Source organism: Robertkochia sediminum, from assembly GCF_016786255.1.
GTDB classification, from domain to species: Bacteria; Bacteroidota; Bacteroidia; order Flavobacteriales; family Flavobacteriaceae; genus Robertkochia; species Robertkochia sediminum.
The window spans coordinates 46,934-68,773 of record NZ_JADMKT010000080.1; the positions used below are offsets into that span (position 1 = coordinate 46,934).

General features: G+C 47.6%; 20 protein-coding genes. 13 read left to right on the forward strand and 7 right to left on the reverse strand.

The features are described 5' to 3' along the window. Positions 1 to 117: 117 nt before the first annotated feature. The 5 genes from IS446_RS13490 to pyk all read left to right on the forward strand — a co-directional run bounded on the left by IS446_RS13490 (position 118) and on the right by pyk (position 4,465). Positions 118 to 351: an acyl carrier protein gene (locus IS446_RS13490; protein WP_136334596.1), complete on the forward strand. Its 234-nt coding sequence runs from the start codon at positions 118 to 120 to the stop codon at positions 349 to 351. A gap of 98 nt (positions 352 to 449) precedes the next feature. After that, positions 450 to 1,700, forward strand: coding sequence for a beta-ketoacyl-ACP synthase II (gene fabF / locus IS446_RS13495; protein ID WP_203061285.1), 1,251 nt, complete (start codon positions 450 to 452; stop codon positions 1,698 to 1,700). Positions 1,701 to 1,717: 17 nt separating this feature from the next. Then, positions 1,718 to 2,458, forward strand: a complete 741-nt coding sequence (gene rnc / locus IS446_RS13500; protein ID WP_203061286.1) for a ribonuclease III — start codon at positions 1,718 to 1,720, stop codon at positions 2,456 to 2,458. Between the two features lie 98 nt (positions 2,459 to 2,556). After that, the gene (locus tag IS446_RS13505) at positions 2,557 to 3,045 is read left to right on the forward strand and encodes an IPExxxVDY family protein (protein WP_203061287.1); all 489 of its coding nucleotides are present in this window, start codon (positions 2,557 to 2,559) and stop codon (positions 3,043 to 3,045) included. Further along, a complete protein-coding gene (gene pyk, locus IS446_RS13510; RefSeq protein ID WP_203061288.1) occupies positions 3,038 to 4,465 on the forward strand; it encodes a pyruvate kinase in 1,428 nt (475 codons plus the stop codon). The genes IS446_RS13505 and pyk overlap by 8 nt, the downstream gene beginning before the upstream one ends. 123 nt (positions 4,466 to 4,588) lie before the next feature. On the opposite strand, the gene IS446_RS13515 is transcribed toward pyk, so the two are convergent. Genes IS446_RS13515 through IS446_RS13535 form a run of 5 tightly spaced genes read right to left on the reverse strand, consistent with a single transcriptional unit; the run spans position 4,589 to position 9,811 of the window. After that, positions 4,589 to 5,332 carry a 3-keto-disaccharide hydrolase gene (locus tag IS446_RS13515; protein ID WP_203061289.1) on the reverse strand — a complete coding sequence of 248 codons (744 nt, stop codon included), beginning with the start codon at positions 5,330 to 5,332 and terminating at the stop codon, positions 4,589 to 4,591. Next, on the reverse strand, positions 5,329 to 6,384 hold the full coding sequence (locus IS446_RS13520) for a sugar phosphate isomerase/epimerase family protein (protein ID WP_203061290.1): 1,056 nt from the start codon (positions 6,382 to 6,384) through the stop codon (positions 5,329 to 5,331). Before IS446_RS13520 ends, IS446_RS13515 begins: the two co-directional genes overlap by 4 nt. Before the next feature lie 12 nt (positions 6,385 to 6,396). Beyond that, a complete protein-coding gene (locus IS446_RS13525) occupies positions 6,397 to 7,542 on the reverse strand; it encodes a Gfo/Idh/MocA family protein (RefSeq protein WP_203061291.1) in 1,146 nt (381 codons plus the stop codon). Positions 7,543 to 7,545: 3 nt separating this feature from the next. Continuing rightward, on the reverse strand, positions 7,546 to 8,772 hold the full coding sequence (locus IS446_RS13530; RefSeq protein WP_203061292.1) for a nucleoside permease: 1,227 nt from the start codon (positions 8,770 to 8,772) through the stop codon (positions 7,546 to 7,548). 31 nt (positions 8,773 to 8,803) lie between these two features. Then, positions 8,804 to 9,811 (reverse strand): sugar phosphate isomerase/epimerase family protein, encoded by a 1,008-nt coding sequence (locus IS446_RS13535; protein WP_203061293.1) that lies wholly within the window; start codon positions 9,809 to 9,811, stop codon positions 8,804 to 8,806. Between the two features lie 140 nt (positions 9,812 to 9,951). Between IS446_RS13535 and IS446_RS13540 the strand changes: the two genes are divergently transcribed. The 6 genes from IS446_RS13540 (at position 9,952) to IS446_RS13565 (ending at position 17,673) form a co-directional block, all read left to right on the forward strand. After that, entirely contained in the window at positions 9,952 to 11,670 is a 1,719-nt protein-coding gene (locus tag IS446_RS13540; protein ID WP_203061294.1) for a GMC oxidoreductase, read from the forward strand. A 13-nt stretch (positions 11,671 to 11,683) separates the two neighbouring features. Then, positions 11,684 to 12,322, forward strand: a complete 639-nt coding sequence (locus IS446_RS13545; protein WP_203061295.1) for a gluconate 2-dehydrogenase subunit 3 family protein — start codon at positions 11,684 to 11,686, stop codon at positions 12,320 to 12,322. 267 nt (positions 12,323 to 12,589) lie between these two features. Next, entirely contained in the window at positions 12,590 to 15,403 is a 2,814-nt protein-coding gene (gene leuS / locus IS446_RS13550) for a leucine--tRNA ligase (RefSeq protein WP_203061296.1), read from the forward strand. Next, positions 15,404 to 15,670, forward strand: coding sequence for a SemiSWEET family sugar transporter (locus IS446_RS13555; RefSeq protein WP_203061297.1), 267 nt, complete (start codon positions 15,404 to 15,406; stop codon positions 15,668 to 15,670). A gap of 128 nt (positions 15,671 to 15,798) precedes the next feature. Next, on the forward strand, positions 15,799 to 16,905 hold the full coding sequence (gene ald / locus IS446_RS13560) for an alanine dehydrogenase (RefSeq protein ID WP_203061298.1): 1,107 nt from the start codon (positions 15,799 to 15,801) through the stop codon (positions 16,903 to 16,905). Positions 16,906 to 16,986: 81 nt separating this feature from the next. Then, positions 16,987 to 17,673 carry a zinc metallopeptidase gene (locus tag IS446_RS13565; RefSeq protein ID WP_203061299.1) on the forward strand — a complete coding sequence of 229 codons (687 nt, stop codon included), beginning with the start codon at positions 16,987 to 16,989 and terminating at the stop codon, positions 17,671 to 17,673. 48 nt (positions 17,674 to 17,721) lie between these two features. On the opposite strand, the gene IS446_RS13570 is transcribed toward IS446_RS13565, so the two are convergent. Continuing rightward, on the reverse strand, positions 17,722 to 18,192 hold the full coding sequence (locus IS446_RS13570; protein ID WP_203061300.1) for an Lrp/AsnC ligand binding domain-containing protein: 471 nt from the start codon (positions 18,190 to 18,192) through the stop codon (positions 17,722 to 17,724). Positions 18,193 to 18,275: 83 nt separating this feature from the next. Continuing rightward, the gene (locus IS446_RS13575; protein ID WP_203061301.1) at positions 18,276 to 19,646 is read right to left on the reverse strand and encodes a saccharopine dehydrogenase family protein; all 1,371 of its coding nucleotides are present in this window, start codon (positions 19,644 to 19,646) and stop codon (positions 18,276 to 18,278) included. 69 nt (positions 19,647 to 19,715) lie between these two features. Between IS446_RS13575 and IS446_RS13580 the strand changes: the two genes are divergently transcribed. After that, positions 19,716 to 20,102 (forward strand): DUF423 domain-containing protein, encoded by a 387-nt coding sequence (locus IS446_RS13580; RefSeq protein ID WP_203061302.1) that lies wholly within the window; start codon positions 19,716 to 19,718, stop codon positions 20,100 to 20,102. A 74-nt stretch (positions 20,103 to 20,176) separates the two neighbouring features. Further along, positions 20,177 to 21,787, forward strand: a complete 1,611-nt coding sequence (gene pckA, locus IS446_RS13585; protein ID WP_203061303.1) for a phosphoenolpyruvate carboxykinase (ATP) — start codon at positions 20,177 to 20,179, stop codon at positions 21,785 to 21,787. Positions 21,788 to 21,840 lie beyond the last annotated feature (53 nt).

Consider the following 21,840-nt stretch of genomic DNA (forward strand, 5'->3'; position numbering starts at 1 on the left):
ACACTAAAACGATGACGTAAAAAATATTACCTTTAAAGTCAACTTTTGTGCATAAAACCTTTTTTTAAACCAAAGTTTTTTATTTTTGCCAACAATTAAATTTTAAAACAAAAAATTATGTCAGACATTGCATCAAGAGTAAAAGCGATCATCGTAGACAAATTAGGAGTTGATGAGAACGAAGTAGTTGCAGAAGCAAGCTTCACTAACGATCTGGGAGCAGATTCTCTCGATACTGTTGAACTTATCATGGAATTCGAAAAAGAATTCGATATCCAGATCCCGGATGATCAGGCTGAGAACATTGCTACTGTTGGTCAAGCCATCAAATACATCGAAGAAGCAAAATAATTACCTATAAGGCATAAGCTACCGGGAAATGCATTGTGAAATACTCATGATGTGTTTTCTGGTAGTTATTATTGGTTTATATTTCAAAAAATTAATAAATGGAACTTAAGCGAGTTGTCGTAACCGGATTAGGAGCATTAACGCCCATTGGTAACAATATAGAAGAGTATTGGAATGCCCTTAAAAGCGGCCAGAGTGGAGCTGCAGAAGTAACGCATTTTGATGCTTCAAAGTTTAAAACACAATTCGCTTGTGAGATAAAGAATTTCGATCCTACCGAATTTATCGATCGTAAGGAAGTACGTCGTATGGACCGCTTTGCGCAATACGCCATGGTAACCGCCCAGGAAGCTATGGAAGATTCAGGGTTGGATGTGGATACGCTCGATAAGAATCGTGTTGGTGTGATCTGGGGTGCCGGGATCGGTGGTCTGGAGACCTTCCAGGACGAAGTGTCTAACTATGCCAAAGGCGATGGGACACCGAGATTTAATCCGTTCTTTATCCCAAAAATGATCGCAGATATCGCACCCGGACTGATCTCCATTAAATACGGGTTCATGGGACCTAACTACGCTACGGTCTCTGCCTGTGCATCGTCGGCAAATGCCATTTTCGATGCCATGAATATGATCAGATTAGGGCACACCGATGTGGTGATCACAGGTGGTTCAGAAGCGGCCGTTACTGCTGCAGGTATGGGCGGATTTAACGCCATGCATGCTATGAGTACCCGCAATGACGATCCTAAATCGGCTTCAAGGCCTTTTGATGCGAACCGCGACGGTTTTGTTCTCGGGGAAGGATCAGGAGCACTCGTGCTTGAAGAATACGAACACGCTAAGGCTCGCGGCGCGAAGATCTATGCCGAGGTAGCCGGTGGCGGACTCTCTGCAGATGCTTACCATATGACTGCTCCACACCCTGAAGGGATCGGAGTGGTAGCTGTTATGGAGAACTGCTTGAGAAATGCCGGATTGAAACCAGAAGATGTAGATGCGATCAATACACATGGTACTTCTACCCCTCTTGGTGATGTTGCCGAATTGAAGGCTATTGGTAAGGTTTTTGGCGATCACGCTAAGAACATTAATATCAACTCTACCAAATCCATGACCGGGCACCTTCTGGGTGCAGCTGGTGCAGTTGAAGCCATTGCCTCGATCCTTTCTATGGAACACGGGCTGATCCCTCCAACGATCAATCATGAAACCGTGGATGAGAACATCGATCCGGAACTCAATCTAACCCTTAATAAGGCTCAAAAACGCGATGTGAACGTAGTAATGAGTAATACCTTTGGGTTTGGAGGACACAACGCTTGTGTTGTGTTTAAGAAATTGGACTAGTGTCACATCCTCATTGAATGAAATTCATTCGTAAAATATTAAATTCCCGGTCTGCTAACGACGGGGATTTTTTTTTAAAACTCACTTCGATACTCGGATTTAAACCCCGGGAACTTCGCTATTACAACAAGGCCTTTACGCATAGGTCTATGAATATTCGCGATGATAAGGGCAATGCCATAAACTACGAAAGACTCGAGTTTCTTGGCGACGCCATGCTCAGTGCGATCATATCTCACTTTCTCTTTAACGAGGTGCCTTCAGGAGATGAAGGGTATCTCACAAAAATGCGCTCCAAGGTGGTGAGCCGGGAACATCTTAATGAACTCGGGAAAGACCTGGGACTGCTGGAATTTCTGGACAGTAAGATCAATAAGGATAATTTCGGGGAGAATATTCACGGAAATATCTTTGAAGCCCTGGTAGGGGCGATCTACCTTGACAGGGGGTATGAGTTCTGCAAGCGCTTTATCTATAGCCGCGTGGTAGAACCTTATGTAGATATCGAACAGCTGGAAGGTAAGGTGATCAGTTATAAAAGCCTGATCATTGAATACTGCCAGAAAAAGAAAAAGACCTTCTTCTTTGACGTGTATGACGACGATGGAAATGAAGATGTGAAACACTTTGCCGTTAAGTTGTACATTAACGATAAACTGGTGGCCAAAGGAAGGGCTACTTCTAAGAAAAAGGCTGAAGAAAGTGCTGCCAAAAGGGCTTATTACGCCTTGCAGTCAAAGATCGACGATGTGGTCTGACTTTATCGTTTGCGTAACTTTTTATATCGGTATACCCCACTAAAAGTTGCTAAGTCGTTTAACTCGCAGTATCTTTATACCTGATTGTGAGCGGATATATGACAACAGTCCATAAGTTAGACGATGACTTTTACGTGGATACCTACACGCTGATCGCCATTCACAGTTCCCTGGATTCTTATCGATTGGCCTATTTTCTCAATAGGTCGCTGGATGTTCAACTTAAGCGGTTGCAATATGACCTGAAGTTGGGTGAAGGATCGGAATTTTCATTATATGAGGCTTACGATCGTTCTACAGAAGTGTTGTGGAATCTGTTAACGAATAAATGTGGTGTTACCGTAGTACATGAAGGGGGGATCCCGGATATGTTCGGAACACCCGGAAGTATAACATACAGCTATGTGCTGCCTGAATTCCCAAAGGTCGATCATCTGTTAAAGATAGATGACGGGGAAGGGAGCTTTAGTAAGGCCCAGGAGGTGATCAGGATCATAAAACAGATCCCCCAGGTCATTACCGCTTATGAGCTCGATATCGACCAGCTAAAGAGTAAGAATAATTTAATTTTTCTGACGAATGCCTAATAGGAAAAAAACGAAAATTGTCGCAACACTGGGACCGGCTACAAGTACCAAGGAAGTGTTGAAAGAAATGATGGAGGCGGGAGTGAATGTTTTCCGTATTAATTTCTCACACGCCGATTACGACGATGTTAAAGAGCGTATCCGGTTAATTCGTGAACTCAACGATGAGTACGGCTTCTCTACCGGGATCCTCGGTGACCTTCAGGGGCCAAAACTTCGCGTTGGGGTAATGAAAGAAGATGTGCTTGTAAATCCCGGAGATGAGATCCTTTTCGAAACGGGAGATGCTTTTGAAGGAACCAAGGAGCGTGTTTACATGAACTACAAGGAGTTTCCCCGCGATGTGAATCCGGGTGAACGTATCCTTCTCGATGATGGTAAGCTCATCTTTGAGGTGGTAGAGACCAATAAGAGTAACCAGGTGAAGGCTAAGGTTGTTCAGGGTGGTCCCCTCCGTTCTAAAAAAGGAGTAAACCTTCCGAACACCAATATTTCTCTACCGGCACTGACCAAAAAGGATATTAAAGATGCCATTTTCGCATGTGAGCAGCAAGTAGACTGGATCGCCCTGTCTTTCGTTCGTCATGCAGAAGACCTGATGGACCTTCAGAAGCTTATCGAAGAGCATTCAGATTACAAGATCCCGATCGTTGCTAAGATCGAAAAGCCTGAAGCAGTTGAGAACATCGATAAGATCGTTTCGTATTGTGACGGACTCATGGTTGCTCGTGGTGACCTCGGAGTGGAAATTCCTGCCCAGGAGGTGCCATTGGTGCAAAAGCAACTGGTGAACAGAGCTAAGAAAGCGCGTATTCCTGTGATCATCGCTACCCAGATGATGGAGACTATGATCAGCAGCCTTACCCCAACCAGGGCAGAGGTTAACGACGTGGCGAACTCTGTTATGGATGGTGCCGATGCGGTAATGCTTTCAGGAGAGACCTCTGTTGGGTCGTATCCGGTGCAGGTAATTGAAAAAATGTCGAGCATCATCAAGAGTGTTGAGCACTCTCCACTTATTAAGGTGCCACAAGAACCGCCACAGGTTAAGACTAAAAGATACATCACTAAGGCCGTGTGTTACCACGCTGCCCTTATGGCTAACGAGATCAATGCCAAGGCTATTTCTACCCTTACCAATAGCGGATATACAGGCTTCCAGATCTCGGCATGGAGACCACAGGCGCATATCCTGGTGTTTACCTTTAATAAGCGTATCCTCACCCAGCTTAGTTTACTTTGGGGTGTAAACGCGTACTATTACGATAAGGACGTAAGTACCGATGAGACCGTGGAAGACATCAACGCTATAGCGGTAAAAGAAGGATTCCTTGAAAAAGGAGATATGATGGTGAGTCTCGCGGCCATGCCTATCAAAGAGAAGGGAATGGTAAATACACTTCGTGTAAGTGAGATCTAAAAAAGAGGAGTATCATTTAAAATAGAAAAGATCGGCCAACGGGCCGATCTTTTTGTTTTCTGCAATGGGGTGTTGTTGCTGTTGCCCTTGTAACCTCATTCGGCGATCCGGGTTGTTTGATAGCTACAGCTTTCTGATCTTTATGTTCCTGTAAGCCACCATATCAGAGTGGTCCTGAAGGGCGATCTTACCATTCTTATATTTTCCGAACGCCTCCCAGTCTGCAAACTTAGAGTTTGCCACCATTTGCTCCCATGCCTCTCCGGATAGAGGGAATTCGGTAACCAATGTGCCATTGTGTACAACGGTTCCCTGGTTGTTTGCGTGATCGATTCGGATCACATAGGTGTTCCATTCTCCTGCAGGCTTGCTTACATCTTCAGTCGGTGCGATCATGTCGTATAGCGCTCCCGCCTGGTGGGTTCTTTCACCTACTTTGGCATCCGGGTGTCTAAGGTTGTCCAATACCTGGATCTCCGGCCCGGTGTAGTACGGTTCGCTGTACTCCGGACTTTCTTTTACGCCCCACATGATGCCGCTGTTTCCGCCTTCAGCGATCTTCCACTCCAGGGATAATTCGAACGATTCGAAGGATTCGTCGGTTACGATATTGTGCTTTTCGTCCTTTACAGGGTGAAATACCAGGGCGTCACCTTCGATCTTCCAGGATTCAGGAAATTCGGTGTTGTCCTTGCCGTATTCGTGCCAGGCATCGGTGCTGCTTCCGTCAAAAAGCCAGATCCAATCGTTGCTTTCCGGGGTTATCGTTTCGGCAACCGGCTCCGGTGCCGTTGCGGTTTTGGTCTTTTCTTCCTTGCAGGAGATCAGCGTGGTCAGGCAGAGTAAGATGAGTGTTGTTCTTTTCATTTTATGTTAAGAATTTTTTTAAGTTGTTCTTTGTCAATGTCGGCTCCGGCAAAGTCGTCAAAGGCCTTTTCGGTAGCCTCTATCATATGGCGCTGAATAAATGGCGCTCCTTCCCGGGCGCCTTGTTCCGGACTTTTAATACAGCATTCCCATTCCATGACGGCCCAGACGTCGCAGCCGTATTGGGTGAGCTTGGAGAAAATGGTCTTAAAATCGATCTGACCGTCTCCCGGCGACCTGTATCGGCCGGCGCGGTCTCCCCAATTGTTGTATCCGCCAAAGGCACCTTTCTTTCCTGTGGGATTAAACTCAGAATCTTTTACATGGAAGGCTTTGATAAATTCGTGGTAATGGTCGATATAAGCGAGGTAGTCGAGTTGCTGTAAAACAAAGTGGGAGGGATCATAGAGAATGTTCACTCTTTTGTGATTACCTGTTGCTTCTAAAAAGCGTTCAAAAGTGTCTCCGTCGTGAATATCTTCACCCGGGTGCACTTCGTAGCATACATCAACCCCTTGCTCATCGAAGGTGTTGAGTATGGGCATCCACCTCTTGGCTAATTCTTCGAACCCCATTTCAACCAGTCCGGCAGGGCGCTGAGGCCATGGGTGCCAGGTGTGCCATAACAAGGCTCCTGAAAAGGTGGCATGTACATTTAGTCCCAGGTTCCTGCTGGCTACAGCGGCCTTCTTAACGGTTTCTACGGCCCATTCGGTACGGGCTTTAGGGTTGTTCTTTAAATGGTCGGGAGCAAAATTGTCGAACATGAGGTCGTAGGCCGGGTGTACGGCTACCAACTGCCCTTGCAAGTGGGTAGAGAGCTCGGTGATCTCCAGGCCGTAGCTATTGATCTTGCCTTTGAGCTCGTCGCAATAGGTCTTGCTTTCTGCTGCCAGGTCCAGATCGATCAGGAATTTCTCCCAGGTGGGTATTTGTATGCCTTTATAACCGAGGTCGGCTGCCCATTTACACATGCCGTCAAGGCTGTTAAAGGGAGCTTTGCTATCGGTAAATTGCGCGAGGAATATGGCGGGTCCTTTTATCGTTTTCATTTGGTTGTTATTTTAGTCTATGGTAGTCCAGGCGGCATTGTTCCGGTCGCTCTCTACTGCGGCATGGATGAATTTTACACCCCGCACACCGTCGGCCACACGCGGATAATCCTGCGCAGGTACTTCTGCTCCGGAGATCCTGCCCATTAATTCTTTGGCAAAATTGCGGTAGATGGTCGCAAAGGCTTCCAGGTAGCCTTCGGGGTGTCCTGACGGGATCCTCGAAGTTGCTGCTACGGAAGGGTAAAGGTCATTGCCTCCGGGGGTAAAGACCTTCGGAGGTTGGTCCAGCCAGCGGGTAGTAAGCGAATTCGGGTGCTCCTGCGACCATTCGAGGCTGCCCTTTTCTCCGTATACTTTAATCGCCAGGTTGTTCTCTTCGCCTGTAGCGATCTGGGAGAAAGAGATGCTTCCCTTGGCACCGTTATTCATGCGCACCAGCATATTGCCGTCGTCGTCGAGGGTTCTTCCGGCGCCAAAGCGTCCCAGGTCGGCGGCCATTTCGTGAATCTGCAGACCGGTGATGTACTCGAGGAGATTCTCGGCATGGGTGCCTATATCGCCCAGGGCACCTCCTGCTCCTGCCTTTTCGGGGTCTACCCTCCAGGAGGCCTGTTTGTTGTCTGTATTTTCTACTGCAGTGGCCATCCAGCCCTGAAGGTATTGTACCTGTACTTTTCTGATCTTACCAAGTTCTCCATTGGCGATCATTTCCCGGGCTTGTTTGACCATGGGATAGCCGGTATAATTATGGGTGAGTGCAAAGAGCGAACCGGTTTTAGCAACCAGGGTCTCGAGGATCTCAGCTTCTGCAGTGGTGAGCGTCATAGGTTTATCGCAAACCACGTGGAATCCGTTCTCCAACGCCATCCTGGCAGGTTCAAAATGCATGTGGTTAGGCGTTACGATGGCTACGAAATCCATACGTTCTCCCTCCGGAAGTGCCCGCTCCCGTTCGATCATTTCCTTGAAGCTAACATAACAGCGTTCTTCAGGGAGAAATAAGGCAGCTCCCGAACTCTTGGCGCGTTCGGCATTGCTGCTGAAAGCTCCGCAAACCAGTTCGATCATACCGTCAATGGCTGCAGCCTTACGGTGTACGTCTCCGATGAACGAGCCAATGCCGCCACCGATCATTCCCATTCTAAGTTTTCTCATGTGCTAAGCTTTATATTCAACCTTTTCGTTCTTAAATAAAATAGCAAATAATAGCATGATCACCAATGCGAATATCGCGGGGTATATCCAAATGGTTTCCCAAACATGGGTGTTGTCGGGTCGGGCGAATTCGTCGGTGATCTTTCCTGCGATCCAGAACCCGATAAGCATCCCTACCCCGTAGGTGGCAAGCGTAATGAGTCCCTGTGCAGCACTCTTGTATTTGTCTCCTGCCTTGGAATCGGTATAGATCTGTCCGGAAACAAAGAAGAAGTCATAACAGATCCCGTGTAATGCGATTCCCAGGATGAGCATGAATGCCAGTTCACCCGAATTTCCGTAGGCAAACAGTAAATAGCGAACCGTCCAGGCGATCATTCCTATAAGAATGGTCTTTTTAAATCCGAAGCGCTTAAAGAATACCGGTAAGAGTAGCATGAACAGCACCTCAGATACCTGGCCAATGGTCATTTTTGCGGCCGGGTTGGTTACGCCGATCTCACCCAGAAACTGACCTGCATGCTGGTAATAAAATGCCAGCGGAATGCAGATAAGTACCGATGCCAGGAAAAAGATCAGGAAATTTTTGTTGTTTAAGAGTTTGAGGGCTTCGAGACCAAGGATGTCTGCCACCTTTACTTTTTCATTCTTGTCGGCCTTGGGAGGGGTCTTTGGTAGGGTGAAGCTAAAAATACCCAGCAGGAGAGAAGCTCCTGAGGTCATCAAAAACGTATTCTTTAGCAATCCGCCGGAGATACCGGCCTCAGTATCCCATTGCAAAAAGCTGATGAGCAATCCGGCTGCGATCCAACCTATGGTTCCGAATACCCGAACGAAGGAGAATTGTTTTGCAGGGTCGTTCATCTGATTAAAGGATACAGAATTTACCAGGGCAAGCGTAGGCATATACAGGATCATATATCCCAATACATAGGGATAGAATCCTGCAAAGTCTGTGCTCTGCGACATTTGGTACATAAGTACTGCACCTGCAAGATGGAGGAGTCCGAGAATACGCTCTGCGTTAAAATATCGGTCGGCAATAAGGCCGATGATAAAGGGCGCTAGGATGGCTCCCCACGATTGGGTAGAGTATGCCATGGCGGTTTCGGCTCCTGTAGTTTGCAGGGTATTGGGCAGGTAGATGCCCATGGTTACGAACCATCCTCCCCAGATGAAGAATTCTAAGAACATCATCAGGGAAAGTTGAAACTGGATCTTTTTATTCATAAAGCAGTTGGTTTAGTAAGGGGTTGTCGTATTATGAAAGTGTTTTTGCGGTTTCAAGCAGGAGTTGCTTTGTTGCCAGGATGCCTTCTTCTTCCGAAAGTTCGTCGCCTTCGTACTCCACGCCAATGAATCCGGTATATCCGGCATCCTTCACGATCGTTAGCATCTTTTTATAGTCGGTGGCGGTTTCTTCTCCTTCTGCATTGAAATTGTGAGATTTGGCACTTACTCCTTTAGCGAAAGGCATAAGTTCTTTGGTACCCTGATAGCGGTCGTATTCCTTGATGCAATCTCCTCCCCAGTTGCCTTCTCCGTCGCGTTCTACGCAGAAGTTTCCGAAATCGGGCAGGGTGCCGCAGTTATCCATGTTTACCGCGGTCATAACTTCGGCGAGCAGGGCAGCATCAGACGAGAGCCATCCGTGATTCTCTACGATGATGTTAACACCTTGTTCTTTTCCGTATTCACACAAGGCAGTAAGTGACTCGGTAGCTAAGGCCTTCCATTGGTCACGGTCCCTGGTTCCGAACAGGTTGATGCGTGTAGAATGACATCCCAGGCGGGCAGTGGCATCGATCCATTTGTGGTGGTTTTTTATCGCAGCGGTCCTTATGGCTTCGTCGGGATGGCATAGCGAACCTTCATCGCCCGGAAGGTCGACCATCATGATCAGGTTGGTGAGACCGTATTTTGCACTTTCTGCTTTCAGGCGGTCCATGACCGTATTGATCCCGTCCATCTCGTTGTCAAAAGAATTGATCTCATTGGTGTAGAGCTGAGAGACGTATTCCAGGCCTTCAAATCCCCAGGCTTTGGCTTTTGCGGCAAAATCATAAGGACTCAGATCGCCTTCTCTGATCATTCGGTGAATGGACCACTGTGCCAGTGAGAGCTTAAAAAAGGGTGAGGCGTCTGGTAATTTGGCCGGGGGGGGGTGATCTGCTTTCTCTGAAGGGTTGTTCTTACATGCAGTCAGTCCCAAGAGGGCCAATGCCAGAGAGGCCTGGCTGCTGTTCTTTACGAAATGTCTTCGGTTCATTTAGGGTGTTATTAATGTTGGTCTCTAAAGGGTCGATAAAATAAAGTACGCAGAACTGAAAATTTATCAGTATTTACGCTGCTCTAATGTAAAAAATTAATTTATATATTTGAAAGAATGCGAAATTGACAACGCTACCTATGAGTGAATTCTATTATAATCCCCCGCAAGAACAGTACGACGCTATTGTTGTAGGGACCGGTATTTCTGGTGGCTGGGCTGCCAAAGAACTTTGTGAGAACGGACTTAAAACCCTGGTATTGGAGCGAGGGCCTATGGTCAAGCATATCGAAGACTATCCTACTGCGAATCTGGATCCCTGGGACCTGCCTAATGCCGGAAGGCCTACGAGGGAGGTTTTGGAGCGTAAACACAAGCAGAGTCGTACCGGATATACCACAAATATGGCTACCGAGCATTTTTTTGTAGACGATATTGATCATCCCTACAATGAAGATCGCCGTTTTGACTGGATGCGAGGGTACCATGTTGGTGGTCGTTCGCTTATGTGGGGTCGCCAGAGTTATCGCATGGGGGATGTCGATTTCGAGGCAAATGCCCGTGATGGTATTGCCGTAGACTGGCCGGTGCGGTACAAGGAACTCAAACCGTGGTATGATTACGTAGAAGAGTTTATCGGGGTGAGTGGTGAGAATCTTGGATTGGAACAATTGCCCGACGGAAAGTTTTTACCACCGATGGACCTGAATTGTGTAGAGCGGCATTTACAGGGTTCTATTGCCGAAAAATTCAAAGACCGGGTCTTAACCATAGGTCGTACCGCACATATTACTCAAGGAACCAAGCCGGGGGCCGGAAGAGGACCTTGTCAGTATCGCAACCGCTGTTCGCGGGGGTGCCCGTTCGGAGCCTATTTCAGCAGTAATTCATCTACCCTGCCTGTGGCTGAGGCAACTGGCAATATGACCATGAGACCGAATTCTATCGTGCACGAAGTGCTCTACGACGAAGAGACCCAAAAAGCCAAAGGGGTGCGAATTGTAGATGCCGAATCGGGGGAGACCATGGAGTTCTATGCCAAGGTGATCTTTTTATGTGCCTCTGCCATTGCGTCTACCGCGATCTTACTGCAGAGTACATCCGATCGCTTTCCCGATGGTATGGGGAACGACAGTGGTGAATTAGGGCATAACCTGATGGATCACCACTTTCGTGTAGGTGCTTCAGGTACTTTTGATGGTTTCGAAGATAAATATTACAAAGGACGAAGAGCCAATGGGATCTATATTCCGCGGTTTAGAAATATGGGAGGCGATACCAACAGCAAGGACTTTATTCGCGGATACGGATACCAGGGCGGAGGAAGTCGCAGTGGGAACCTTACAGAACACGTTCAGGAGCTGGCCTTCGGTAAGGAATTCAAGGAAGCGATCATGAAGCCGGGACCATGGCGTATGGGACTTACCGGATTTGGAGAAACCCTGCCTGTTCATCAAAACCGCATGTATCTCGATAAGAACAATAAAGATAAATGGGGCTTGCCAACAGTAACCTTTGATGCCGATTTCGGGCCCAACGAACTGGCCATGCGGGAAGATATGAAATTACAGGCTGTTGAAATGCTGGAAGCAGCCGGATTTAAAGATGTAAGGACCTATGATGATATCGGAGGGATGGGCCTCGGTATTCACGAGATGGGAACCGCCCGTATGGGGTGGGATCCGAAAACCTCTGTTCTCAATAAGCACAACCAGCTGCATGCTGTGAAGAATGTATATGTAACAGACGGGTCGTTCATGACCTCTTCGGCATGTCAGAATCCTTCGCTTACCTATATGGCCTTTACCGCAAGAGCGGCTAATCACGCTGTTGAAGAATTGAAAAAAATGAACCTCTAAAAACCTGGAATTTATGGATAGAAGAAAAGCATTGAGGAACATCGGACTTTCCGCCGGATTTATGGCGGCGTCTCCGGGATTGCTCAGTCTCCTGCAGAGCTGTAAATCGGAGGTGGCTACCTGGGTGCCTGAGCACCTGACCCCAGAACAAGGGGCGGTGGTCCGGGCAATAACCGATGTGATCCTGCCGGCGACCGATACACCCTCGGCCAGTGCGGTTAATGTTCCGGAGTTTATAGATAAGTATATTGCAAGTGGCATATCAGAGCGCGAACAAAAGTTCTTTCAGTGGGCGCTTGACGGGGTCGTTAAAGATCTTAAAGCTTCCTACGGAGCTATTTCTGATGTGAGCACAGAAAATTATGTCGCATTCTTGAATACGCATTTACGCGATGCGCATAAAAAAGCAGGCGATCTCACTACCCGTGCCAGAAGCTATGAAGAAGCTATGGATCGTGGAGAAATGGTAGACGGGGATGCCGAGGCAGTAAACCACTACGCCCTCAAAACGTTAAGAGGATTTGCAGTTTTTGCCTATACCAATAGTGAGATGGTGGGAGAAGAAGTTTTGGCTTATGATCCCGTTCCCGGTAGCTATTCCGGTTGTGAATCTCTCGATGAGCTCACCGGCGGTAAAGCCTGGTCGCTGTAGTTTTGCTAAATTAAGTTCGCACAAGCCTCTTCCGGTTTGGAAATCGTGGTTACCCCGTGGCAGATCGCTCTGGGTGTAAAGTGTTTCCGGAAGAGGTTTTTTATGCTTTCCCGCGCTCGTTCGCCCTTATTTTCGAAGCATTCGCTCGCGACGGATTCCACTCTCATTTTACTTTTACCTTTGCTTCAATAACCGTATTTTTGCCCCTTAGATAAAAGCAATACATACAGGGTATTCCGCCTGTTTAGAAATACACTAAGAGCAGTAATGAAGTACAATTTCAACGAGATCGAGGCCAAATGGCAAAAGTACTGGGCCGAAAATCAAACCTTCAAGGCAGAGAACCAATCAGACAAGCCAAAATTCTATGTGCTTGACATGTTCCCTTATCCCTCCGGGGCAGGATTGCATGTGGGGCATCCGCTGGGGTATATCGCTTCTGATATCTACGCCCGTTACAAGCGCCATAAAGGATTTAATGTGTTGCACCCTATGGGGTATGATAGTTTCGGGTTGCCGGCAGAGCAATACGCTATCCAAACCGGTCAGCACCCTGCACTTACTACCGAGGCCAATATCTCTCGTTACCGGGAGCAGCTGGATCAAATAGGATTCTCTTTTGACTGGAGCCGTGAGGAGCGTACTTCAGATCCGTCGTTCTACAAGTGGACGCAATGGATCTTTATCCAGCTTTTTAATTCGTGGTACGATAAGGGGGCAGAGAAAAGTCGCCCGGTAAGCGAACTTGTAGCGATCTTCGAAACAAAGGGTAATGCTGAGCTTGTTGCGGCCTGTGATGACGATACGCCCGGATTCACAGCAGAAGGGTGGAATGCTATGAATGCAGAAGAGCAGGAGCAAATGCTGCTTAAATACCGCCTTACCTATCTCGCCGATGCCGAGGTGAACTGGTGTCCTGCACTGGGTACGGTACTCGCAAATGATGAGATCGTGAATGGCGTTTCTGAGCGGGGAGGTCACCCTGTAGTACGCAAGAAAATGACCCAATGGAGTATGCGGATCTCTGCCTTTGCTGAGCGCCTGCTTCAGGGACTGGAAGGACTCGACTGGCCGGAGCCTCTTAAGGATATTCAGCGTAACTGGATCGGAAAATCTGTAGGGGCCCAGGTGCATTTTAATATCAAGGATCACGAAGGTCAGATCTCTGTGTTTACGACCAGGCCTGATACTATTTTCGGAGTGTCGTTCATGACCCTGGCCCCTGAGCATGACCTGGTGAAAAAGATCACTACTAACGAACAACGCGAAGCTGTTGAGGCCTATGTCGCTGCTACTGCCAAGCGCAGTGAGCGTGAGCGTATGGCCGATGTAAAGAATATTACCGGGGTGTTTACTGGGGCATACGCCCTGCACCCGTTCACGGGTGAAGAGATCCCTGTGTGGATCGGAGATTACGTCCTGGCAGGTTACGGAACCGGTGCGGTAATGGCAGTACCTTGCGGAGATCAGAGAGATCACGATTTTGCAAGACATTTCGGGTTGCCGATCCCTAATATCTTTGAGGGAGTGGATACGACCGAAGAGGCGTTTGCCGATAAGGAGAACACAGTGATCGCCAATTCTGATTTTATAAGCGGTATGCCGTATAAAGAGGCTAGTGCTGCAGTGATCGCCGCCCTTGAAGAGAAGGGGCAGGGTGAAGGAAAGATCAATTACCGCTTGCGCGATGCCGTGTTTTCGAGACAGCGTTATTGGGGAGAGCCTTTCCCGGTTTACTACGTGAACGGCCTGCCTAAAATGATCGATCCCGAACACCTGCCGATCGCTTTGCCGGAGGTAGAGAAATACCTCCCTACCGAAACCGGGGAGCCGCCGCTGGGTAATGCCGCTGTATGGGCATGGGATACTACAGCCAATACGGTGGTAGATAACAGTCTTATCGATCATAAAACGGTATTCCCACTCGAACTTAATACCATGCCAGGATGGGCAGGTAGCTCCTGGTATTTTAACCGTTATATGGATGCAGGGAATGCCGATGCTTTTGCTTCTCAGGAGGCACTTGCATACTGGAAAGATGTCGATCTGTATATAGGAGGAAGTGAGCACGCTACCGGACACTTGCTATACAGCCGTTTCTGGCAGAAATTCCTCTTTGATCTCGGGCATCTTCCTGTAGATGAATACGCGAAAAAACTGATCAACCAGGGAATGATCCTGGGAACCAGTGCCTTTGTTTACCGATTGGAGAACTCCAATACGTTTGTATCGAAGAACCTCGTTGGTGACAGAGCTGTTCAGGCGATCCATGCCGATGTGAGTATGGTGAACGCTTCTGATGAGCTCGATGTGGAAGCCTTTAAACTATGGCGTCCTGAGTTTGCCGATGCCGAATTCGAAATGGAAGACGGTAAATATGTGGTAGGCAGAGAAGTGGAAAAAATGTCCAAGTCGAAGTACAATGTGGTGAATCCCGATGATATTTGCCAGGAGTACGGTGCCGATACCCTGAGGATGTACGAGATGTTCCTGGGGCCTCTGGAGCAGGCAAAACCATGGAATACAGCTGGTATTACCGGAGTGCACAACTTCCTGAAGAAGCTGTGGAAGCTTTATTTCGGGAAAGAAGAACTCATAGTTACCGATGAGCAACCATCGGCCGAAAGTTTGAAATCACTGCATAAGACCATTAAGAAGGTCGAAGAAGATATCGAGAATTTCTCTTTTAATACCTCCGTGTCGACCTTTATGATCTGTGTGAACGAACTTACTGCACAAAAATGTCACAGCAGAGCTATCCTGGAGCCCCTGGCCGTATTGATGTCGCCTTATGCACCACACATCGCAGAAGAGCTATGGCATAAGCTGGGACACGATACCTCTGTGGCTCATGCAGCATTCCCGGTGTTCGAAGAGAAATACCTTGTGGAAAGTACCAAGACGTATCCGATCTCTTTTAACGGGAAGATGCGTTTTACCATGGAGCTTTCCCTGGATCTTAATAAGGAAGAGATCGAGAAGGTGGTGATGGCCGATGAGCGCACTCAGGATCAGTTGGGAGGAAGAACGCCTAAGAAGGTGATCGTTGTTCCCGGAAAGATCGTTAATATCGTAGGGTAAATGGAGTTTAATTTTTCAGAGGTGTTTGGGTTGATCGCGGCGGTGTGTACCACCATTGCTTTCGTACCTCAGGTATGGCAGATCTGGAAAACGAAGAAGGTAGACGACATCTCCCTGACCATGTATCTGATCTTTTTTACCGGGGTGGTCTTCTGGCTTATCTACGGAATTCTTATAAAGAGTCTTTCTGTAACTCTCGCAAATACGGTTACACTCGTGCTAGTCTCCATAATATTGGGGATGAAGATTAGATATCGCGATAAATAGCATAATGACCCCCTAATTTTAGGGGGTCTTTTTTGTTAAGCTCATAATTCTACAGCCTTTAGTCGATAATTATTTTTTATTCCGCCGGATTGAAGCATTTTTAAGGATAATCTCTAAAAGCTTCCGTCATGATCATTGGTGTTCCCAAAGAAATTAAGAACAATGAAAGTCGGGTAGGGATGACCCCTTCCGGCGTTTACGAACTGGTAAAACACGGCCATACGGTAGTCGTGCAGTCAACTGCCGGAGAAGGCAGCGGATTCTTCGATGCCGATTACCAAAAGGTAGGTGCGACGATCGCGCCAACGATCGAATCGGTATACAGCCAGGCCGAAATGATCGTGAAAGTAAAGGAGCCTATTGCCCGGGAATACGACCTGGTTCAAGAAGGGCAGGTAGTGTTCACCTACTTCCATTTTGCTTCCAGCGAACCGCTTACGCTGGCCATGTTGAAGAGTAAGGCGGTTTGTATCGCTTACGAGACTGTAGAAGATCGCAAGGGCGATCTGCCTTTGCTTACGCCCATGTCTGAGGTAGCCGGAAGGATGGCCATCCAGCAAGGGGCTAAATACCTTGAGAAGCCCATTAAGGGAAGAGGGGTGCTCCTTGGGGGTGTTCCCGGAGTGGCTCCCGGAAAGGTGCTTGTGCTTGGTGCCGGTGTGGTAGGTATACAGGCGGCCAAGATGGCTGCAGGTCTTGGAGCTCATGTAACCATCATGGACATTAGTATGGACCGTCTGCGCTATGTGAACGATATCATGCCGCCCCATGTGGTTACTGAATATTCGAACGAATACAATATACGTAAACACATACGTACCCACGATCTGGTAGTGGGAGGGGTGTTGATACGCGGGGGGAAGGCGCCCAGCCTGATCACAAAAGATATGCTCAAAGATATGCACCCCGGCGCGGTCATTGTAGATGTGGCCGTAGATCAGGGAGGATGTGTGGAGACTTCAAGGCCAACCACCCATGAAGATCCTACCTTTATTATAGACGATGTCGTGCACTATTGCGTGGCGAATATGCCAGGTGCCGTGCCTTATACGTCTACCGTAGCCCTTACTAATGTTACCCTGCCTTATGTGCTTCGTTTGGCAAATATGGGTTGGGAGAAAGCCTGTGAAGCCGATGCCGGATTAGCCAAAGGACTCAATGTCGTTGGGGGAGAACTGGTCTATGAAGGTATAAGTGAGGCTTTTGGGTGGCAGGATGGCGCTATCAAGGCCTGATGCTGTCAAAGCGTCCTGAAGTATTTTTTGGCGGGATATTTGCTTAGGTTTTGGTAAATTTAAGCTTAAAATGTAAAAGATATGAGCTATTGGATATTGATCGGATTGATCGGGTTGGTGAGTATGGTGGTAAGTTCTACCCTGAAGAATAAGTTCAGACACTACTCCAAAGTGCATTTGCAAAACGGAATGAGTGGAGCAGAGATCGCAAGGCAGATGCTACACGATCACGGGATCACCGATGTGAAAGTGATCTCGACACCGGGAATGCTTACCGACCATTATAACCCTGCAAAGAAAACTGTAAACCTCAGTGAAGGTGTATACAGCCAGCGTAACGCTGCTGCTGCGGCAGTTGCTGCCCACGAATGCGGACATGCCGTGCAACACGCCAAAGGATATGAGTGGCTGCAATTTCGTTCCAAACTCGTACCTGTGGTTAGTGTGGCTTCAGGAATGTCGGTTTGGGTGATCTTCGGCGGACTGGTACTTGCGGCTTCTACTTCGTTTGGGTATACCATCGCAGTGATCGGGTTGGCTATGTATGCCTTGGGGACCCTGTTTAGCTTTGTGACCCTGCCTGTGGAATACGATGCGAGTAACCGTGCCCTTGCCTGGCTCAAGAATCGCAATATGGTAACGCACAACGAGCTTCAGGGTGCTGAAGATTCCCTTAAATGGGCTGCCCGAACCTATGTGGTAGCCGCTGTTGGTTCACTGGCAACCCTGCTGTATTTCGCTATGCAGGTTTTCGGAGGAAGAGATTAAGCCCTTTTGAAATAACAAAGAATAGCCCGGATCACCGGGCTTTTTTTGTTATAACCCGATCTGTCGGTCGATCTGTTGGTTGAGCGATATAAAGGTTTCGGTCCGGCTTACCCCTTCAATGGCCTGTATTTGGGTATTCAGCAGTTGCATGAGGTGTTCGTTGTCCCGGCACAGAAGTTTGATCAGTATCGACCAGTTCCCTGTAGTATAATGGCATTCGAGAACTTCGGGGATCTCCCGAAGCTGTTTTACGGCTTCAGGATTTCGCATGGCCTTGTCCAGGTAGATGCCAATAAATGCCATCGTGCTATAGCCCAGAACCTTCGGATTGATAACGAACTTAGATCCCGTAATGAGTCCGGAAGATTCAAGCTTGCGCAGGCGTTGGTGGACTGCGGCGCCTGAGATCCCCAATTTTCTTCCGATCTCAAGTATAGGCTTCCGGGCATCTTCCATAAGGTGTCTGAGGATCTCTTTGTCGATCCCGTCTATGGTAATACGTTCCTGGTTGGATTTCATGGTGCTTTCTGATTTTCAATAAAATTACAGAAAAGCAGACAATATGAAATGAAAACTCCGAAAATACGTCGGCTTGTACAATGTTACCCGGCTACATTATCCGGATTGTAACCCAGGTAGGGGACTTCGAATTCGCTGAATTCGATATCGTACTCTTTTAGTTCCTTCATTACAGGGTCGTAGATCTCTTTGTAAATAGGGATCCTTACCCCGGTGAGTTTAAAGTTGCCTTTCAGGATCTGCAGGGTAGCAATACCCACAGGCAGGCCTACTGTTTTAGACATGGCTGTATACCTCTGGTCTTTTCCGATGACCACCATATGGCTATCCAGTTGTTTTTTCACCCCGTTGATCTCGTATCCGAACTTGTGGTACATCACGATCATATCTTTGTCTTCCGGGTCCAGGGTCCATTTTTCCTCCAGGATCTTTTGGAGGGCCTGGGCCGGAGTGGCATCCATTATACCTATGGTCTTTGTGTTGCTGAAAAGGTCGAGGTCCACGAGCTTCTGCCACATAATATCATCCTGATCGATCTTCAGGTAATGGCGTAGCTTTAGTTCAATAGAATCGGTAGGGGAGTATGGCAGGAAAGCATTTACAAATTCCCGGTAGGTCATATCTTCAGAGCCTTCCAGGGTAAAGCTGTCGTCAGTCATGCCTAATTGCACGAACATATTCCAGGCACGTGAATATCCAACCCGGCGCATGGTGCCGCGATAAAGGGTGAGCGCATCCTGGAGTCCGTAGGCGTCCCTGTATTTTAAGGAATCCCTGTTGGCGTATCCCTCAAACCAGCCATAGCCTTCAATTTCCATGAATTCGGTACGGCGAAAGAGTTTGTTGTAGGGAATGTATTTGTATTTGCCTTCCTGAATAAATTTGGCAACCCCACCTTGTCCGGCAACCACTACGTTTCTCGGATTCCAGGTAAACTTGTAGTTCCACAGGTTGTTGTCGCTCTCCGGAGCTACGAGTCCGCCGGTAAACGATTCAAAGAGGAGCATCTTCCCGCCCTTGCTGCGTATTTGGTCTATTACCTGCATGGCACTCATATGGTCGATCCCCGGATCTACGCCGATCTCATTGAGAAATAACAATCCTTTTTCCTGGGCTTCTTCGTGCAGGGCTTCCATTTCGGCACTCACATAGGAGGCGGTAACCATATGCTTTTCGTATTTCAGGCAATCGCGGGCAATATTAATATGAAGTCTTGCAGGGAGCATAGAGATCACGAGGTCGTGACTTGCTATGGCCTTCCCGCGCTCTTCCTCTGCAAAAATATCTAACTTTACAGCCTGACACCGCTCACTGTCCATACATGCCTTTTGGGCGTTTTCAAGATTGATGTCGGCTATGGTGAGTTGCAGATCGTGAGCTGCGCCTTTTTCAAGTAGGTAAGGTATAAGGTATGACGTCGATTTTCCGGCGCCAAAGATGAGGATCTTGTTCATGGTGTGTCGGTTAATTTAACACGAATGTATTAAAATGTTAATTCTATAACAATTTCAAGCTAGTTAATTATGACAAGAACATTATTGATCACAGGGGCTATTTTCGGAGCCCTAGCAGTAATACTGGGGGCTTTCGGGGCACACGGACTTAAGAATCTGGTAGATGCTCAGGCCATTAAGACCTTTGAGACCGGGGTTAAATATCAAATGTATCACGCCCTGTTGCTTATAGCTGTGGCGCATTTACCTCACCTTTCTGTTCAGGCCAAAACGGCAGTATTTTATCTGGTGCTTACCGGGGTGCTTATGTTTTCGGGTTCAATTTATTTGCTGGCGACCAATAGTATGACCGCCTTCGATTTTAAGAAGATAGGCTTTGTGACGCCCATTGGCGGCACACTGCTTATCGCAGCGTGGGGTGTGCTCATTTATCAGTTTTTTAGTTGGAAAAAATAACACGCTCAAACGTTGTAGTACGGGAGTTATTTCCTAATTTTGACCCATCTTTAATCCAATAAACTACTAGTACTATGGTTGACAAAGCCCTGGTTACGAATTCAATTTCTTTAAAAAAGTATGGGATCAATAATGCCAAGGTGCATTACCAATTAGATCCTGAAACACTGCACAAGATCACGCTGGAAAAGAATATGGGCAGAGAGGCCTCTTCGGGGGCTCTCGCTGTTAATACCGGAGAGTTTACCGGACGTTCCCCCAAAGATCGTTTCATTGTTCGCGATGAGATCACTGCCGATAAAGTGTGGTGGGGAAATATCAACAAGCCGTTCGAAGCAGATAAATTTGATGCCTTATACGACAAGGTCGTTGCCTATCTTGACGATAAGGAAGTCTATGTGCGCGACTGTTATGCCTGTGCCGATGAGAACTATAAGACCAACATTCGTGTGATCAATGAGTATCCATGGAGTAATTTGTTCGCTTACAATATGTTCATTCGTCCTGAAGCTGAAGAGCTTAAAGGTTTTGAAGAAGAATGGACCGTGATCAATGCGCCCGGTTTTATGGCCGATCCTGAGGTTGATGGTACGCGTCAGCATAACTTTGCGATCCTCAACTTTACCCGTAAGGTGGCTCTTATCGGAGGAACCGGATATACCGGCGAGATCAAGAAAGGGATCTTTTCGGCGCTTAATTTCGAGCTTCCTGTTTTCAAGAACACCCTTCCTATGCATTGTAGTGCCAATATAGGGAACGATGGCGATACCGCTATTTTCTTCGGACTCTCAGGAACAGGAAAAACAACGCTCTCGGCCGATCCGAACAGAAAACTTATCGGGGACGACGAGCACGGATGGACCAGTGAGAATACGGTATTCAATTTTGAAGGTGGCTGCTATGCTAAGGTGATCAATCTCAGTGCAGAAAGTGAGCCGGAGATATTTGGCGCTATTAAGAAAGGAGCGATCCTTGAGAATGTGATCATGAACGATCAAGGTGAGGTCGATTTTGCCGACACCAGTATCACCCAAAATACCAGGGTGAGCTACCCGATTGATCATATCGATAATATCCAAAAACCATCTATAGGTAAGAACCCAAAGAATATCTTTTTCCTTACTGCCGATGCCTTTGGAGTACTGCCTCCTATTTCGAAGCTGACTCCCGGGCAGGCTGCATATCACTTTATAAGCGGGTATACCGCTAAGGTGGCGGGTACCGAGGCTGGGATCGATGAGCCGGTACCATCTTTTTCTGCTTGTTTCGGAGCGCCTTTTATGCCGTTACATCCTACCAAATATGCAGAAATGCTGAGTGCTAAGATGAAAGAGGCCGGTGTTAATGTATGGTTGATCAATACCGGGTGGACCGGCGGGCCTTATGGGGTAGGTAAGCGAATGGCGCTTAAATACACCCGAGCCATGATCACTGCCGCCATGAACGGTGAGCTCGGAGAGACCATTAACCATGAAGATTATCATATACATTCTGTGTTCGGAGTGGCCCAGCCACGAACATGTCCAGGAGTGCCGACCGAAGTGTTGAGCTCAAGACAAACATGGAATAATGATGAAGGGTATTACGCCAAAGCGCAACAGCTGGCAGATGCCTTCAAAGAGAATTTCAAGAAGTTTGAAGAATATGCTAATGACGAGATCAAAGCAGGAGGCCCCCTGGTTTGATCAGGTTATCTAAAGTGTTAATGAAAAAAAACCTCCGGGATCTCCGGAGGTTT